This is a genomic window from Algorimicrobium echini (genome assembly GCF_900115185.1).
GTDB classification, from domain to species: Bacteria; Bacteroidota; Bacteroidia; order Flavobacteriales; family Flavobacteriaceae; genus Algorimicrobium; species Algorimicrobium echini.
This window is the reverse complement of record NZ_FOVN01000001.1, coordinates 1,342,411-1,357,461: the sequence shown is the minus strand read 5'-3', so window position 1 is coordinate 1,357,461 and position 15,051 is coordinate 1,342,411. Positions and strand designations below refer to the sequence as shown.

Annotated in this window: 15 protein-coding genes, 1 tRNA gene and 1 pseudogene; 2 read left to right on the top strand and 15 right to left on the bottom strand. The window is 33.3% G+C overall.

Going from position 1 to position 15,051, the window contains the following annotated elements; translation table 11 throughout:
- Positions 1 to 256: pseudogene (locus BM239_RS06130) on the bottom strand (IS110 family transposase); the annotation flags it as partial.
- Positions 246 to 437, bottom strand: a complete 192-nt coding sequence (locus tag BM239_RS06125) for a hypothetical protein (RefSeq protein WP_092206721.1) — start codon at positions 435 to 437, stop codon at positions 246 to 248. The pseudogene BM239_RS06130 and the gene BM239_RS06125, both read right to left, overlap by 11 nt.
- 655 nt (positions 438 to 1,092) lie before the next feature.
- On the opposite strand from BM239_RS06125, the gene BM239_RS06120 reads away from it, so the two are divergent.
- A complete protein-coding gene (locus BM239_RS06120) occupies positions 1,093 to 1,533 on the top strand; it encodes a UPF0158 family protein (RefSeq protein ID WP_092206720.1) in 441 nt (146 codons plus the stop codon).
- A 196-nt stretch (positions 1,534 to 1,729) separates the two neighbouring features.
- Here the strand turns inward: BM239_RS06120 and BM239_RS06115 are convergent, their stop codons facing one another.
- From BM239_RS06115 to BM239_RS06085, 7 genes are all read right to left on the bottom strand, one after another.
- Positions 1,730 to 2,167, bottom strand: coding sequence for a hypothetical protein (locus BM239_RS06115; protein ID WP_092206719.1), 438 nt, complete (start codon positions 2,165 to 2,167; stop codon positions 1,730 to 1,732).
- Between the two features lie 38 nt (positions 2,168 to 2,205).
- Complete coding sequence (locus tag BM239_RS06110) at positions 2,206 to 2,898, bottom strand: hypothetical protein (protein WP_092206718.1); 693 nt, start codon at positions 2,896 to 2,898, stop codon at positions 2,206 to 2,208.
- Between the two features lie 9 nt (positions 2,899 to 2,907).
- Positions 2,908 to 4,230: a tyrosine-type recombinase/integrase gene (locus BM239_RS06105; protein WP_092206717.1), complete on the bottom strand. Its 1,323-nt coding sequence runs from the start codon at positions 4,228 to 4,230 to the stop codon at positions 2,908 to 2,910.
- A gap of 55 nt (positions 4,231 to 4,285) precedes the next feature.
- Positions 4,286 to 4,358 (bottom strand) — tRNA-Met (locus BM239_RS06100).
- 120 nt (positions 4,359 to 4,478) lie between these two features.
- The gene (locus tag BM239_RS06095) at positions 4,479 to 4,661 is read right to left on the bottom strand and encodes a CPXCG motif-containing cysteine-rich protein (protein ID WP_092206716.1); all 183 of its coding nucleotides are present in this window, start codon (positions 4,659 to 4,661) and stop codon (positions 4,479 to 4,481) included.
- 70 nt (positions 4,662 to 4,731) lie between these two features.
- Positions 4,732 to 5,472 carry a leucine-rich repeat domain-containing protein gene (locus BM239_RS06090; RefSeq protein WP_092206715.1) on the bottom strand — a complete coding sequence of 247 codons (741 nt, stop codon included), beginning with the start codon at positions 5,470 to 5,472 and terminating at the stop codon, positions 4,732 to 4,734.
- A gap of 113 nt (positions 5,473 to 5,585) precedes the next feature.
- The gene (locus tag BM239_RS06085) at positions 5,586 to 7,493 is read right to left on the bottom strand and encodes an ABC transporter ATP-binding protein (protein WP_092206714.1); all 1,908 of its coding nucleotides are present in this window, start codon (positions 7,491 to 7,493) and stop codon (positions 5,586 to 5,588) included.
- Positions 7,494 to 7,575: 82 nt separating this feature from the next.
- On the opposite strand from BM239_RS06085, the gene BM239_RS06080 reads away from it, so the two are divergent.
- Positions 7,576 to 7,959, top strand: a complete 384-nt coding sequence (locus tag BM239_RS06080) for a DUF983 domain-containing protein (protein WP_092206713.1) — start codon at positions 7,576 to 7,578, stop codon at positions 7,957 to 7,959.
- Here BM239_RS06080 and BM239_RS06075 read toward each other — a convergent pair.
- The 6 genes from BM239_RS06075 to BM239_RS06050 form a co-directional block, all read right to left on the bottom strand.
- Positions 7,949 to 8,992 carry an NAD(P)/FAD-dependent oxidoreductase gene (locus BM239_RS06075; RefSeq protein WP_092206712.1) on the bottom strand — a complete coding sequence of 348 codons (1,044 nt, stop codon included), beginning with the start codon at positions 8,990 to 8,992 and terminating at the stop codon, positions 7,949 to 7,951. The genes BM239_RS06080 and BM239_RS06075 overlap by 11 nt on opposite strands.
- A gap of 97 nt (positions 8,993 to 9,089) precedes the next feature.
- Positions 9,090 to 9,989 (bottom strand): type IX secretion system ring subunit PorN/GldN, encoded by a 900-nt coding sequence (porN, locus tag BM239_RS06070; protein ID WP_092206711.1) that lies wholly within the window; start codon positions 9,987 to 9,989, stop codon positions 9,090 to 9,092.
- Positions 9,990 to 10,039: 50 nt separating this feature from the next.
- The gene (gene porM, locus BM239_RS06065; protein WP_092206710.1) at positions 10,040 to 11,590 is read right to left on the bottom strand and encodes a type IX secretion system motor protein PorM/GldM; all 1,551 of its coding nucleotides are present in this window, start codon (positions 11,588 to 11,590) and stop codon (positions 10,040 to 10,042) included.
- A gap of 51 nt (positions 11,591 to 11,641) precedes the next feature.
- On the bottom strand, positions 11,642 to 12,286 hold the full coding sequence (gene porL, locus BM239_RS06060) for a type IX secretion system motor protein PorL/GldL (protein ID WP_177208986.1): 645 nt from the start codon (positions 12,284 to 12,286) through the stop codon (positions 11,642 to 11,644).
- Positions 12,287 to 12,340: 54 nt separating this feature from the next.
- Positions 12,341 to 13,711 carry a T9SS ring complex lipoprotein PorK/GldK gene (gene porK / locus BM239_RS06055; protein ID WP_092206801.1) on the bottom strand — a complete coding sequence of 457 codons (1,371 nt, stop codon included), beginning with the start codon at positions 13,709 to 13,711 and terminating at the stop codon, positions 12,341 to 12,343.
- 163 nt (positions 13,712 to 13,874) lie between these two features.
- Positions 13,875 to 15,041, bottom strand: coding sequence for a formimidoylglutamase (locus BM239_RS06050; protein WP_092206708.1), 1,167 nt, complete (start codon positions 15,039 to 15,041; stop codon positions 13,875 to 13,877).
- Positions 15,042 to 15,051: the final 10 nt, after the last annotated feature.

Sequence of the window (15,051 nt, the reverse complement as noted above, 5' to 3'; positions counted from 1 at the left end):
TAACAACCAATGAATGCCATCCATAGCTCTCGAAACTACGATGTGCATAGTAACCACAACAGCCTGCCTCATAAGCTGTAGTAACTTCGTAATCTGTAAAATGTTTCTCAACATAGCTTCGCAATACAGCAGGTTTTGGTGGCATCGTAAATGACTTTCCTGAAAATAAATCTGTGGCACAATGAATCTTCCAGCTACGTTTGTGGATGTCGATTCCAATGTATAACTTTGGTTGAGCAGTTTGTTCAGTTTTCATATCTTATTGTTTTGGTGAACTTTAAAGATACTGGACTTTCTGCTTTTTCATGGATGCTATAAACCATTGCTGGGTCTGTGCTCATCTGGAAAATTCCTGCGGAATTTTCACGTAGATTTTTACTTGGAATGGTTCGGGCTTTAACTCGCAACGGTCCATACACAAAAACGTTACCCTGCATAAAAGAATTTTGCTAAAAGTTAATATTTTAAGCTGTAGCAAAATTCTTGACAAAGGTTCTTCACTGTTTATTTTGGGCTTGGCTTTCCCGAAGTTTTAAAAAAAGCAATCCAATCTCTACGGAACGCAACCCAATATTTAATTGCTTTTTTTCTTGGATTGTCTATTTAGGCAACTTTACATATGGCTAGTGATTATTTGCTAGAGCATCTGATTAACTGAAGGTTGCAAAAGTGGTTTTTTGACCAATCTGGACGCAATGAGTAATAAGCAAGACGCAATGGATACGTGGAAAAAAACCACTTTTACAATGGCCTGTCCCGAATGGTATTGGGCAGGTATATACGCAGTATAACCTCGGCTATAAAAAATAGCTTTTATCTTGCTTTACCATTGTTTTTTACTACTTTTAATCTGAAACTTTAAACCGAAACATAAGTGTCCTTTTGTGCGATACTTTCCATAGCCGCCGGACGTTGAAAAAATATTTTATGACCCATCCTGAATAAAGGCTATATAATTCAGACTGGTTTACTATTTCGAATTTTTTTAGAATTTTAAAATAGATAAATCGAAAAACTACTTTTATCATAGTCTTATTTTAGAAATTTGTAATTTTAATACATATTATTAGATCAGGTTAATTATTAATAAAAGTGAACAAACCTAATTCAGAAGTCATAAGTGAAATCGTCCAAGAATTAGATTCTGGTTGCGATTGTTACCTCAATAATAAAACTCACGAAATTATAGCCATTCCAAATTTCGGCAACTTTCCTGATGAAGTAGAGTTTCAAGAACTATTTAAAGAGAATTTAATGAAGGTTTCAGAACAAGCTTCAACTTTCATTAAGATAGAAGTTTTAAAAAGCTATGAATCGTTTAAAATTATGGAACGATTTGCACAAAAGTTACCTAATTCACAATTCAAGACTAAACTTGAAACAATTTTACTAAATAAAAAGCCATTCCAAAATTTTAAGTTGACCGTTGAAACTTCAGAATATAGAAAACTATGGTTTGATTTTAAACGTCAAGAAATGGAAGAAATAGTATTTCAAAAACTAACTAGTAAACCGTTTGATGACCAAGTTTAATTCTTGATGAAAGCATGATGAATTTGTATCAAACAACTTTCAAACCGTTTGCCTGTTTCAAACGGTTTGAAATGAGAAATATGGTTACATTTGACACCACTTATGTTCAAAATCAACGTTGGGATAGTGAAACTAATGATTTGTAATATTTTTGTTCTACAAAAATATTACATGTTTTATCCCATGATTCTTTTTATCATACTAATTTGTTAAAGCTAAAAATGACTTCATTTCTTTCTAAGTCAAAATATGCGGTTTCACCCTTATCATTTTGTGGACAGTTTAAAACTGGCCTATATCTCCCACCTTGAATTGTCGTCTTTAAATTATCTAAATCTTGTTTCGTTACTGGTTTTTTATTTTTAGGTGTAAAAAAACTTATTATAGCACTTGATGCAGCATGACCTATAGCTGCATTTGTTATGTCAGGCAGATTGACTTTTGGTGTATCTTTTTGAGGTTCCGTTATAGTTTCCTTCGAAGTCTTTTCAATTGTTTGTAGTTGTTTTATTTTTTTCTTGGCATTAAAATGGGCTACTCGACAAGATGTGGTACAGAACTTTTGCCTCCCTCTTTTCGTTGGTTTGTATTCCTTAAAACAATAGTTACAAGTATAATTATGTGAATTTTGCATGTTTTAGCGTTAATGTTACGTAATATTTACGTTAAAAGCTATAATTTTACACTAAAAACAGTTTCTAAAAGAAATTTTTCCGCATCTTCTTCTGTAATAAGCTTCTTCTTTTCTTTCTTTTTCCTGCTCTTGTTTTTAGCCTTTTGTAGTTTATCAAATATATTTTCCGATTCCTGTTCTGAATCACTCATTAAATCACGCATAGCAATCACTTCCTTTGAACTTAAGTCCACTTCTGCGAAATGATTTTTTACATGTTCTGGTACCGAAAAGTGCTCCTGAATATAATCCCAATGGTTATTAAATGCTAATTTCTGAATTTCAAACGATTTTAGGGTTTCACAATTAATAGCTGGAATATCTAATTTCACATGTTCTAACATCCAACTGGATACTTTTTTGTAAAATGCGACGCTTAATGAATATCTTTCAGATAAGAAACTGAAGGCTTCAGTTGTTAGTTGAGCTTTCAAATCTAATAATTCATAGATATTCTTATCCAAAGCTGAACCTTTACTCATCATATGATAATTGGATGTATCATTATTCAATACATAATTGCTTCCATCTTCATGTATAAGCACAACTGTGTCGAATATAGGGTCAAATTCCTTATCCAGCCACTTACCATCATCCAAATCTGCCCAAAGCTTTCTCGGAATGTAAAAAATAAGTGGCTTATATAAGCTATGTATTAAAGCACTGTGTTTTTCTTTTAAAGGTTTCTCCACGTTACAAAATTAGGATTTTATTAATTCTGAATAATCTTCTGGAAACTCGGCATCTATATCCCTCAAATATTTTTCAAGAGCCTTCATTGAGGAATGCCCTGTTATTTGCATCAGTTTACTTTTAGCTTCAAAGGGTGACGAACCTTTTACTAATTCCCTATATAATTTGGTGATGTATGTATGCCTGAAACTATATAAACCATAATCTACTCCCAATTTAAAAGGATCTTTAACGACACGCTTAAACCGTTTGGAAAAGTAGTCTCGTTTATTACTTAATTCTGAATCCCAAACACCACCAATACCATCTGGTGTAAACAAACTTTGATTTTTGTTCAGTTTAGATAAATCAGGTAAATCCTGAAGTAGTAAATCAGGGATTATTTTTGTTTTTAAAGGACTATTCTTCGCTTTAAATTGAATCCGCTTATTCTTGATGTCTAAATCGCCTACTTGCAGTCTACAGACTTCTATAGGCCTTAAAAAATTATATGAAATGAATTTAATGAATAGTAATAACGTTTTATCTGTCTTCTCTAAATGCTCAAAGATTTCTTTTTGCTCTTCGGAAGAATACGTTTTGTTCCGTTGTGGGATGGATTTTAAAACAGGAATCTTTTTGATAAAATTAGAAGCAATAATATCATTGTCTTCTAAAGCTTGCATAATACTACTTAAATCCGTTCTGTAATTATTCCGATTCCTTGGACTGGATTGGTTCAAAATATGATTTAAAAAATCCATTACCACCTTTTTATCAATATCAGATACACTCTTTAATTCAGGATATTTCTTTTCAACCCAAAGTATAAAGTTTTTCAAACGGTTTTCATAACTACGTCTAGTGGTGTCACTAATAAGTTTTTCTTTGAATTTTAAGCCCTTTTTAAAAGCGTCTTGATAGGAAATAACTGGCTCTTGTGGTTCGATTTCCACTTCAGGAAATGAAACTTCTTTCGTCTCTTTTAGAATTGTTTCTGATTGTGGAAGCTGTTTTTTCTCTTCACGTTGGTGATAAAGTTCATTATTATCTTCAAAAGGATTGAATCCTTCCTTTAATAAACTTAACAGTTTAATTCTATAAACACTCAAAACAGCGAGTCGGTCTTCTTTGGTTTCATATCTATTAGCTATGCCATAAACATTTTTCATCCGCTCTAGCATGCCTGTTTCTGGATTTCGATAGGAATAATAGACGTGCCAACGTTTGCTTAAATCGCCGTTGGCTGAATAAATTTTTGGGGCTGAAAATTTTTTCTTTTTTGACAAACTGTGTTCTAAAACGTGTTCATTTCCGTGTTCTTTCGCAAGGTAAGAATTTAAATTAAACATAAAAAAAATGGTTTTGCGTGAACAAAACCATTGATTTTAAACGGATAACATTTAGTAGCGGGAACTGGACTCGAACCAGTGACCTTCGGGTTATGAGCCCGACGAGCTACCTACTGCTCTATCCCGCGATTTAATTTCCAATATCGTTTTTTTAGCTTTTAACTTATCGGTTCATAATGCCGATTAAACCATTTTGGACTGCAAAGATACAATGCTTTTTAAATATAACAAGCAGATTTGTAAAAAAATTATTGTTCTATATTTTCAGCCCGGAAACTAACCAGGTTTTGGCCTTCAAATTCTACCGATATTTGTATTGGATTACAACAGACCTCACAGTCCTCAATGTATTCTTGCTCAAGATGTGAGCTATCTAATAGCATTGAAATAGTCTCCCAACAATAAGGGCATTGAAATTCGTGTTCTTTCATTAACTTAAAATACAAAAAAAAAGAGATTATTAAAAATAACCTCTTTTTAAAAAAATTCTAAATCGTTTCTTTAATCATTATCTGTAATTACAGATCCTGAATTTAAGTCCATCATGTTTGGATTATTACCGTTAATAACGCTAATATACTCTTGGTTTAATTTGTTGTCGCTTACCATAAATGTTTTTAATTTGGGGAAATAAGATAATTCAAATGGGACGTCTCCTGTTAATTGGTTATTAGCTAACACAATTTCTTCCAATTGGGTTAAGGCCATAATTTCAGCAGGAATCTCACCACTAATCTTATTATCGATTAAACTTAATTTTACTAAACTACTTAAAGCACTAATTTCTGTAGGTATCGTGCCTGTTAATTTATTACTACCTAGTTCTAATATTTCTAAACGTGATAAATTACTGATACTAGATGGTATGGATCCTTCCAAAATATTCATGGATAGGTTTAGGGTTTCTAATTTGCTTAAATTGCCTATGGATGAAGGGATTGAGCCCGATAACTTATTTACTCCAAAGTTTAAATACTTCAAATTAACTAAATCGCCAATTTCCTGTGGAAGTATTCCTTGTAAATTATTAAATTCTAAACTTATTTCAACAACCTTATTGTTTTTAATAGTTACACCGTACCAATTTTCTACAGGTGCAGATAGGTCCCAAGTATGTGTCCATTGACTTCCATTAGTTGAATTATATAGCGCTACAAGCGCAGCTTTTTCGTTAGTTGTTACATTTGCAAAAGACAACGCTGTGATAAACAAACATAATAGTGATAGTTTAATAGCTTTCATAAGTGATAAATTTGGAATCAAATCTTAAACAATATTAAGTCGAATATAGACTAAAAACAAATTTATTCGATGAAATACACTTTTTATTAAGATTTCACATCCAAAATCACAAATTAATCTAAAGCATCCAATGATTCCTGTATCTGTTCCCAATCGTTCATTAAACTTTCTAGTTTATCTTTTTTGCCTTGATAGTTATCGAAAAAATTAGGATTTGAAACCACTTCGTCATAGTTAGTAGCTAGCTCAACATCTATTTCTTTGATGCTTTTTTCTAACTGCTGAATTTTAGATTCAATATTACTCAACTTATTATTGAGTGATTTTAATTTCTTCTGATATTCGTAACTCTCTTTATTACTTTCTTTGGGCGTTTGCTTTTCTACATCACGCTTTTCAACTTCACGCAGATTTTCAACATTTCTTTGTTCTAAATAAAAATCAATATTTCCAAGGTATTCTTTTATTTTATGATCCTTAAATTCATATACCGTATCGGTTAAATCTTGTAGAAAATCTCTATCGTGAGAGACTAAAATTAGCGTACCTTCAAACTGTTTTAGTGCTTCTTTTAGCACGTTTTTAGATTTTATATCCAGATGATTCGTTGGCTCATCCATAACCAATACATTAAAAGGTTGCAATAATAATTTGGCTAGTGCTAAACGGTTACGTTCGCCTCCAGATAATACCCGAACATATTTTTCTACTTCATCGCCACGGAATAAAAAGGAACCTAAAATATCCCGAACACGACTTCTATTTTTTTCATTTGCCGCATCAATCATGATATCCAAAACTGTTTTATTGCCATCTAAATATTCTGCTTGATTCTGCGCAAAATAACCTATTTGAACATTGTGACCGAGTTTCAAATTGCCTTCATGCTTTAATTCGCCAACAATAATTTTTGCTAAAGTGGATTTTCCTTGACCGTTTTGACCTACAAATGCCGTTTTAATATCTCGTGCAATGTGTAAATCGATATCTTTTAAAACTGTTAAATCACCATATTTTTTAGTAATATGAGTGGCTTCTATGACTACTTTTCCTGGAACAACAGACACAGGAAATTTAAGTGTCATGACGCTATTATCATCTTCATCCACTTCAATCCTATCCATTCTGTCTAACTTTTTAATTAAGGATTGTGCCATGGTTGCTTTAGACGCTTTCGCACGAAACTTTTCAATCAGTTTTTCCGTTTGTTCAATTTCTTTTTGCTGGTTTTTCTGTGTGGCTAATTGTTGCTCTTTAATTTCTTGTCTTAATACCAGAAACTTGGAATAAGGCTTATTGTAATCGTAGATTCTTCCTAATGAAATTTCAATAGTTCTATTGGTTACATTATCTAAAAACATTTTATCATGGGATACAATCACCACTGCTCCCGAATAACCCGTTAAAAACCCTTCTAACCAGATAATAGATTCAATATCCAAGTGGTTAGTTGGCTCATCTAAAAGCAGCAAATCGTTGTTTTGTAATAAGAGTTTCGCTAATTCAATTCGCATACGCCATCCTCCAGAAAAGGTATCGGTTAACTTATTGAAATCTTCACGCTTAAATCCTAAACCTTGAAGAATTTTTTCGGTTTCACCTTGATAATTGTAACCACCTAAAATTTCATATTGGTGCTGCATATCATTCACATCTACCATGAGTTGATGATACCCATCACTTTCATAATCGGTTCGGGTGGCTAACTGCGTATTTATGTCTTCAAGCTTTGCTTCAACCGCTTTAATTTCTTTAAATGCTTCGTAGGATTCCTCTAAGACTGTTCGTCCTAACTCAAAATCAATATCCTGCTTTAAAAATCCTATTCGTAAATTTTTATCGGCTGCTAATTGTCCAGAATCTGGCTCCATTTCTTTTGCTAAAATTTTTAGCATGGTCGATTTTCCTGCGCCATTTTTTCCTATTAGACCAATGCGGTCGCCAGCAGTTATTTTGAAGGTAATTTCTTCAAAGAGATAATCGCCTTGAAAGGAAACAGAAAGATTATGAATATTGAGCATTATGTTACAATTGTTACTAGACTATATTAAATAAATGGCTAATTTTGTTGTTCTTACAAAGTGCAAAAATAAACTAATAAACATGATTACAAAAGGAACGAAGCTTTATAGTATTTTTACAGGTGCTTGCCCCAAGTGCCATCAAGAATCCATGTATATTAATAAAAACCCGTATGTACTGAATGATGTTCTAAAAATGCATGAAACTTGTTCGCATTGTCAAACAAAATACCGCATTGAGCCATCATTTTTTTATGGTTCTATGTATGTGAGTTATGCTGTTGGAATTGCTTTTGCTGTAGCGGCTTTTGTAATTAGCTACCTATTTATTGGTAGCAATTTAATTACAGCCTTTATTGCTATTGTTGGCACACTCGTTGTATTTGCGCCAATCATTATGCGTTTATCTCGAAACATTTGGATAAACATGTTTATGCATTACGATAAAAGCAAAGTTAAACCCTAAACCTATTTATGGTTATCTCTGAATTTAATGGCTGCTTATTTTCTATATGGTTGAATAGTTGCTTTGCAGCATAAGGTGAAATCATCACGCCTCGCGATCCCAACCCATTTAATACATGTAGATTTTTATATTTTAAATGTGTGCCTACCAATGGTCTTCTATCATTAACTGTAGGCCGAACTCCCGCTTTATGACTTGTTACTTCCAAAGATGCTTTTAAAAAGGTATTTAATTTTGTAATAAGTTCGGTTTTTCCATTATCAGTTGGTGTGTTGGTTTTATCAAACCGGTTGTAAGTAGCTCCAACATAATAGTCTTCCGTTGTATTAGGCATTATAAAAACCCCAGATTTTAGAGCATAGTCAATTTTCAAATTTGGAACGTTAACGGTTAACACTTCTCCTTTGGTGCCATTTAAGGGTAAATGATTAAAATATGGGTTGTGTTTTAGTCCAAAACCTTCACAAAACACCATGTGTTTTGCTTCATGATTTTGATACTGAAGTTTCTCGCCATCTAGTTGCAATAAATCATGTTGGAAACCGTCTGATACTAATTGGGAATGGTTTTTTAGATAGCTTTTATAATTCGAAATTAAAGCGGTTGTATCCACACGTCCAGCATGATAAACTTCACCTAAATTAAATGGCGCATCTATATGTGGGTTTGAATTTGAAACTAATTTAGTAGATAGATAGGGTTCCAAGTTCGGTTTATCGGAAGCGTTAAACCATAGATTTTGCTCTTCAATGGACGCAAAACGTCTATATAATTTAATTGTATAATCTAGTTTCACATTAAGCAAGCGTTCTAATTCCTTATAATATGGCTTGGCTATAGCCAATTGCTCTTTAGCCATCCATACTTCCGTAAAACGCTTTAAAATAACTGGATTATACATTCCTGCTGCTACCATTGAAGCTTGTTGCGAATTATTATCAAACACCAAAAAGGATTTGTTTGCTTGACGCAATTCTTCACAAAATGCTACACCAGCCAAACCGAGACCGACTACAAAATAATCTACTTTCATACCTGTAAAGGTACTGTGTTTTTGGGTTATTAATAGTATAAAAACAAAAAACGCTCACTTTTTAAGTGAGCGTTTTAATAAGATTAATACGTTGGACTTAATAAGACCACATATCTAATTCAAAGTTTCTAATTTTTTCTTTGATTCGCTCTGATTCTAATAATTGCATCAAGGCGTTTTCAGAAATATATTCGGTTACCTTACGGTCGCCATATACGTTTTCTTCTTTGTAAATATAGCCGTTAAAGCGTCTAGAGTTTAACAAATGATCAAATGAAAATGGCACTGAACTGTTTTCGTTATTAAACGCTTTGGCTTCGTGTAAAATTTCTCGCGCATCTGGGAAGAACACCCAAAACAATGGAATAGGTTCTTTATTTGCTTCATCTTCCGAATCAATAAAGTTAACATCTGGTGCTGCAGGTGCAATACCAATTAAACGATATTTTAATTCAGCCTGACGCTTATCAAAGTACCAAAGTCCTTTAATTAAATACGCACTCACATCATAAGAAGTAATATCTCGTTTTATAATATACTCTGGAGATACAAACCCATCAGCGTTATACTGATCGTAACCAATATCTAGTGTATCTACTTTAGACATACTAGCACGTAAATCTTCAATAGTACGTTCTGCTGTAAAGTAAGAATCGTCATAAACGGTTTCTATATTACCATTTTTAACATTTTTCCAAAGCACATCAAACAATGAACGTCTGTGCTTGCCTATGTTGTTTGTATCTACAGGATAGTACAACGGAAAGTTAACACGCTCATCAAGAACAACGCGTTCCCATGTCATTTTAGAAAACAGAATGTCTCTATCATCCACATATCCATACTCCAATGGCTTATCATTATCCACTTCTTTTTGGGCTTCAGTACGTACACCAATTTCTTCAGGTGATTTTGCACTCAACAAGTTTGCCTGTGCAAAAGAAGCTGTCACAAAAGACACACTTAAAACGGTTAATAAAAAACTTTTATAATTCATCTGTTTTAATTTTAATTATTTGGGCTTATCATCAGATGCTAAAACCTATATTAATTTGTTAATTCAACAATTACTGGAGATACACCTTTTAACTTATAAGATGAGTTTCCTTTAATTTGTGCTGAAATATCGAAAATTGATATTTGGTCTCCACGTCTTGCCTTACGTAAGGCATTTTTAGCTTGACTATTTAATTTTGTTCCACTAACATTTACAGATGGCTGTCCAGGTACTTTTACCTTAAATGATGTTACTTGAATTGGTAATTCGAAATCAAAATCATCTAACAACGCTCCAATAGTTGAAATTTCAACACTGTTACGTGGTAACTTTACAATACCTGTTTGACCACTAATGGATCCTGTTGGTTTTGGAATATCTTTAATTCTAAATGTTGCTCTATCGCTAACTTTTGATCCATCAGGTAATGTTCCTGATACATTAATAGACACTTCACGACCAGAACCTGGATTCATTACGTATTTACCTGTTCCAGATGCTTTACTTAAACCTGGCGCACTAGCTGATACATTATTATCAGATACACCAGCAAATGAGATAGTCATTGGATTAGCAACACCACGATAAACAACGTTCATCTTATCAGCAGAAATTGTTGCTGAATTTGGTTTAGGTACAACTGCATAAGTTGATTTTACAGGAATAGAGATAATAGAATCACCTTCCTTAAATTGGAACTCACCAGTAATTTCTCTTTCACCAACAGCTCCTGCAGGGAAATCTAAAACTGTTTTACCAGCTTGCATAGACTCTTTAGGTAACTCTTGACCATTAATAACTACTTTATCAGCTTGAAGGGTATTATCCTTTTTTCCTAAGATAATAGTTCCTGTAAAGTTTTCTCCTGAAAAGAAAGCTGTTTTATCTGGAACAACAATGGCATCAAAATTTGTTAAAGAGGCTTCAACTTTAAGCTTACCAGCTAACATAGATGATAAAACTTCAGATTCTGTTGTTTTAACATCAGCTTGTAATTGAGTCATTTTTGTTAAAGATGCTACTAAAGGAAATCCTCTGTAGTGGTAGCTTAACCAATCGATCTTGTTTCCGTCTCTATTTGTTACTGGATCTGTTGAAAACTTTTTCTCAACATCGTCAGCAATACTTGACATGTCTGGATTTGTTCTTAATATGGCAACAACACCATCTCTGTAGGAGTTAATTTTATCCATAAACTCCTGTCCTTCTGGCTTTAACTTTTCGCCTTTAAAGAAGTAGTTGTCTAAGAAATCTCCTTTATCCATTACTTCGTAATCTTGAGGATCTTCAACCGTTGCGGTCATTTTTCCTTTTAAATCAGCTAGATATGCATTGAAGTCGTTTGATAAAACATCAATTTGATCTGCTTGTGCTTTTAACGGTTGGTATTTTGCTGGTTGTTCGCTAACTTTTTCAGCTAAACCTGCCATAAAAGCTTCATTTCTATCCGTAGTTGCTTCGTTTGATTCGACTAATTTTTCATTCATTAAGCCAAATGCCGAAAGCACTTCTTTTGACATATTCAATGCTAACATCGCAATGAAGATCAAATACATCAAGTTAATCATTTTCTGCCTTGCAGATAATTTTCCTCCTGCCATTTCTAATTTAGTTTTTTGTTAATTAGTTAAAATTGATACTACTAAACTTAATTAGTTTTTATTCATTGCAGATAACATACCACCATAAACACCGTTTAATGATGATAAGTTAGATGCTAACGACTGCATTTGTTCTTTTAATTTTTGTGCATTTTCAACAGATTCTTCGTTGATAGTTGCTTGACGATTAACACTTTCTAACTGTACTTTGTATAGACTGTTTAAAGATTCCATTTGAGCAGCTGCTAATGATAACTCCTCGCCATACTTTTTAGTTGCAGCCATTGAATCTACTGTAGGCGCAATTCCTTTGGCAGCACCTTCAAAGTTTTTAATACTGTTTCCTAAAGAAGCCATTAATTCACCGTCAATTTTAGCTTCTTTTAATAAGTTATCTAATTTTTGAGATAATAAACCTTCAGCGTCTTTTGGTTGTTCTTTCTTTTTAGTTGTAGACATACCTCCAGCTAATTCTGGATATACTAAAGACCAGTCTAAATCATTATCTACTGGTTCAAAGGCAGAAAGTGCGAAAATTATTGCTTCAGTAACCAAACCGATTGTTAACATTACGTTACCAGTTAAAGGCCCTAATTCAAAGTGAATAATTTTGAATAATGCACCAATAATAACAACAGATGCTCCTAATCCGTAAGCCATTGCCATAAATTTCTTAAATCCTCTTGATTGTGCCATAATTTTTAGTTTTAGTTAAGTTTAATTTTAGTTTATAGTTTAGTTTAATTTTTTTTAATTTTTAGCATTTAGAGTAACATCTGTACCTAAATAATCCTGAACCGTTCTGAAACCTATGTAGCTTCTTGCAGAATCTGCATATTCATAGTCTCTTGAACTTACTTGTAAATAGTATGCAACATCTTTCCATGATCCACCACGAACCACTTTACGGTTGTTGTTAATATCATTTACACTTGGGTTAATGCTGGACACATATTCATAAGAAGACGGGTCGTAAGAAGCATGCACCCATTCAGATACGTTTCCGGCCATATTGTAAAGGTTGTAATCATTTGCTTCATAAGATTTTGCTTCTACAGTATACAAAGCTTGGTCAGCAGCATAATCACCACGTAAGGGCTTAAAGTTTGCCATAAAACAACCTCTATCATTTTTAGTGTACGGTCCTCCCCAAGGAAATGTTGCAGCTTGTAAGCCACCGCGAGCAGCATACTCCCACTCTGCTTCCGAAGGTAGACGATACTTTGGAACATTGTGTTGTTTTTTGCTCTTTCTGTATTCATTATGGTGTAAGGTACGCCATTCACAAAAGGCATTGGCTTGTTTCCAAGACACACCTACTACAGGGTATTCATCATAAGCTGCATGCCAGAAATAATCATTGTGCATAGGCTCATTATAAGAATACGCAAAATCGCGAATCCAAGCTGTTGTATCTGGATAAATTTCTACAGCTTCGGTAATTAAGAAATCAGAACGCTTTTTACCTTTATTTTTCATTTTGGCAGCCTTCTCGATATCCATGTAGGTGTATTGGAATTTAAATTTCTTCACATCCCAAGTACGTTGTCCATTGTAAGACTCCTCTAAAGGTAAATACATGGTATCCATAACTTCGGCATACAACTCATCTACATAATTAGCTGTATCAAATTCAATATCAATATCTTTATTTAATTTTCTACCTTCATATCCTGTAGGCCCAAGTCCTGAATAATTATCATACATATACTTTTCGTATACAGACATATTTTCAGGTTCTGCATCTAGAAAAGCATAATCACCAATTGTACCAGCATCGGCTTGAGTTAAACCTTCTTCATCAGCTAGAATAGCTAAACGTGTTCTAATTGTTGAATCGCGTACCCATTCAACAAATTGCTTATACTCGCTATTTGTAATTTCAGTAGCATCCATATAATAAGAACGTACAGTTACGGTTTTAGCTGGTGCATCATTAACTCCAGCAAGATCGTCGTCTGCTTTACCCATTATAAAAGCACCACCTGGGACTAATTCCATACCATAAGGTTTTTCGGGATGCCATTTTTTTCCTTTAACTCCTACAAGCTGACCTCTGTCGCCAGATCCACAGCTGGATAGCACAGCTAAAATTGCGGTTAATAACATTAATTTTTTCATATCCATAGAAAACTCGAGGTTAATTATTTTGGCCTTAAAATTTTTAAGAGCGTAAACATATTTATATAATTTGTAAAAAACAACTTTTTTATTGAAAAAAAACACATTTCATCGTGAAAAATTGCTTTTAATCGATGAAACACACCCTTAAAACGTTAAAGTTTTAAACACAATTCTTTTGAAACGCCTTGTACCAGCGCTCTGGCACATTATTATTACAGGCATCTTGATAATCTTGATGTGTACAGGGTAATAACGTATGTCTTTTCAATTTATTATTTATTTCTTCTAAAAAAGGTATTTCTATCCACCAACGTCCTGTTTTCATACTTTTGTAAAAAATCAATTCTTGATGGTCGACTAAGGTAATGAATTTTTGGTAGTTATGTTCCAAAGAAAAATCATCATCTTTTACACGATAATTAACACCTTCTATAAAGTACCATAACATCTGGGCAATTAAACCCGAAGTTAAATCGTCTACACTTGAGGGTTTGTATTCAAAAATACCAAATGTGGTTACCTTGTTACTAATTCCTGCATAGCGAGAAATGGCACAAATTTCTTTGCCATCAAAACCATTTGGTGACACTTGTTGTCTGGAGCCAACCTCTGAACCTTTTACAGAGCCTAAATCGACACTTACAATATTAGCATCACGTAAAGCTGGCTCCACTAAAGTTATATCATTTGAAACAGCCCCTAAACGGTAGGACTCGAAATAAAGCTTATCCATTAAATCTATTTCTTCTTGCGAATTGAAATAAGTTTGATAACCAATAGTTGCATAGTTGAATAAATTATAGGGTTCATCCAAAATAATTTTTCCGACAAAACTGGTGTTTTTAATTGGTTTGGTAGAATCACCTAAATCGAATTTAGAATCCACATTAGCAATATTCACCATTGGCATTAATGCATCATAAGCACGATAGATGGGATAGGTAATATCTTGGCTTCCGCCAATTACAATTGGTATAATACCTTTTGGAATTAATAGAGCAACGGCAGTTTTTATGGCATAATAGGTATCTTCTATAGATTCTCCTTTATGGATATCGCCTAAATCGGCAATCGAAGTATGCCAATTTCCAGGAAAAAGCGCATAAAGCGATTTTCGTATTTCATTTAAATTAAAATCTTCACCTATATAATTAATATCATTACGATTTTCTAATACTCCAATTATAGCTATTTGTATACCTTCTAAATCCGGAATACCGCTCTGATCTGAATGAATACGTATTTTTCTTCCAAGCGCTTGTGTTGACAATAATTCATTATGAGCTAGAACACTATCGGGAACGGGAGTCAAAAAACTAAAATTCATTACCTAAATA

Coding starts and splice junctions, on each gene's coding strand:
- BM239_RS06105 (WP_092206717.1), bottom strand. CDS start 4,230: ATGTTTAATTTAAATTCTTACCTTGCGAAAGAACACGGAAATGAACAC.
- BM239_RS06125 (WP_092206721.1), bottom strand. CDS start 437: ATGCAGGGTAACGTTTTTGTGTATGGACCGTTGCGAGTTAAAGCCCGA.
- BM239_RS06115 (WP_092206719.1), bottom strand. CDS start 2,167: ATGCAAAATTCACATAATTATACTTGTAACTATTGTTTTAAGGAATAC.
- BM239_RS06090 (WP_092206715.1), bottom strand. CDS start 5,472: ATGAAAGCTATTAAACTATCACTATTATGTTTGTTTATCACAGCGTTG.
- BM239_RS06085 (WP_092206714.1), bottom strand. CDS start 7,493: ATGCTCAATATTCATAATCTTTCTGTTTCCTTTCAAGGCGATTATCTC.
- BM239_RS06080 (WP_092206713.1), top strand. CDS start 7,576: ATGATTACAAAAGGAACGAAGCTTTATAGTATTTTTACAGGTGCTTGC.
- BM239_RS06075 (WP_092206712.1), bottom strand. CDS start 8,992: ATGAAAGTAGATTATTTTGTAGTCGGTCTCGGTTTGGCTGGTGTAGCA.
- porM (WP_092206710.1), bottom strand. CDS start 11,590: ATGGCAGGAGGAAAATTATCTGCAAGGCAGAAAATGATTAACTTGATG.
- porN (WP_092206711.1), bottom strand. CDS start 9,989: ATGAATTATAAAAGTTTTTTATTAACCGTTTTAAGTGTGTCTTTTGTG.
- porK (WP_092206801.1), bottom strand. CDS start 13,711: ATGAAAAAATTAATGTTATTAACCGCAATTTTAGCTGTGCTATCCAGC.
- porL (WP_177208986.1), bottom strand. CDS start 12,286: ATGGCACAATCAAGAGGATTTAAGAAATTTATGGCAATGGCTTACGGA.
- BM239_RS06095 (WP_092206716.1), bottom strand. CDS start 4,661: ATGAAAGAACACGAATTTCAATGCCCTTATTGTTGGGAGACTATTTCA.
- BM239_RS06050 (WP_092206708.1), bottom strand. CDS start 15,041: ATGAATTTTAGTTTTTTGACTCCCGTTCCCGATAGTGTTCTAGCTCAT.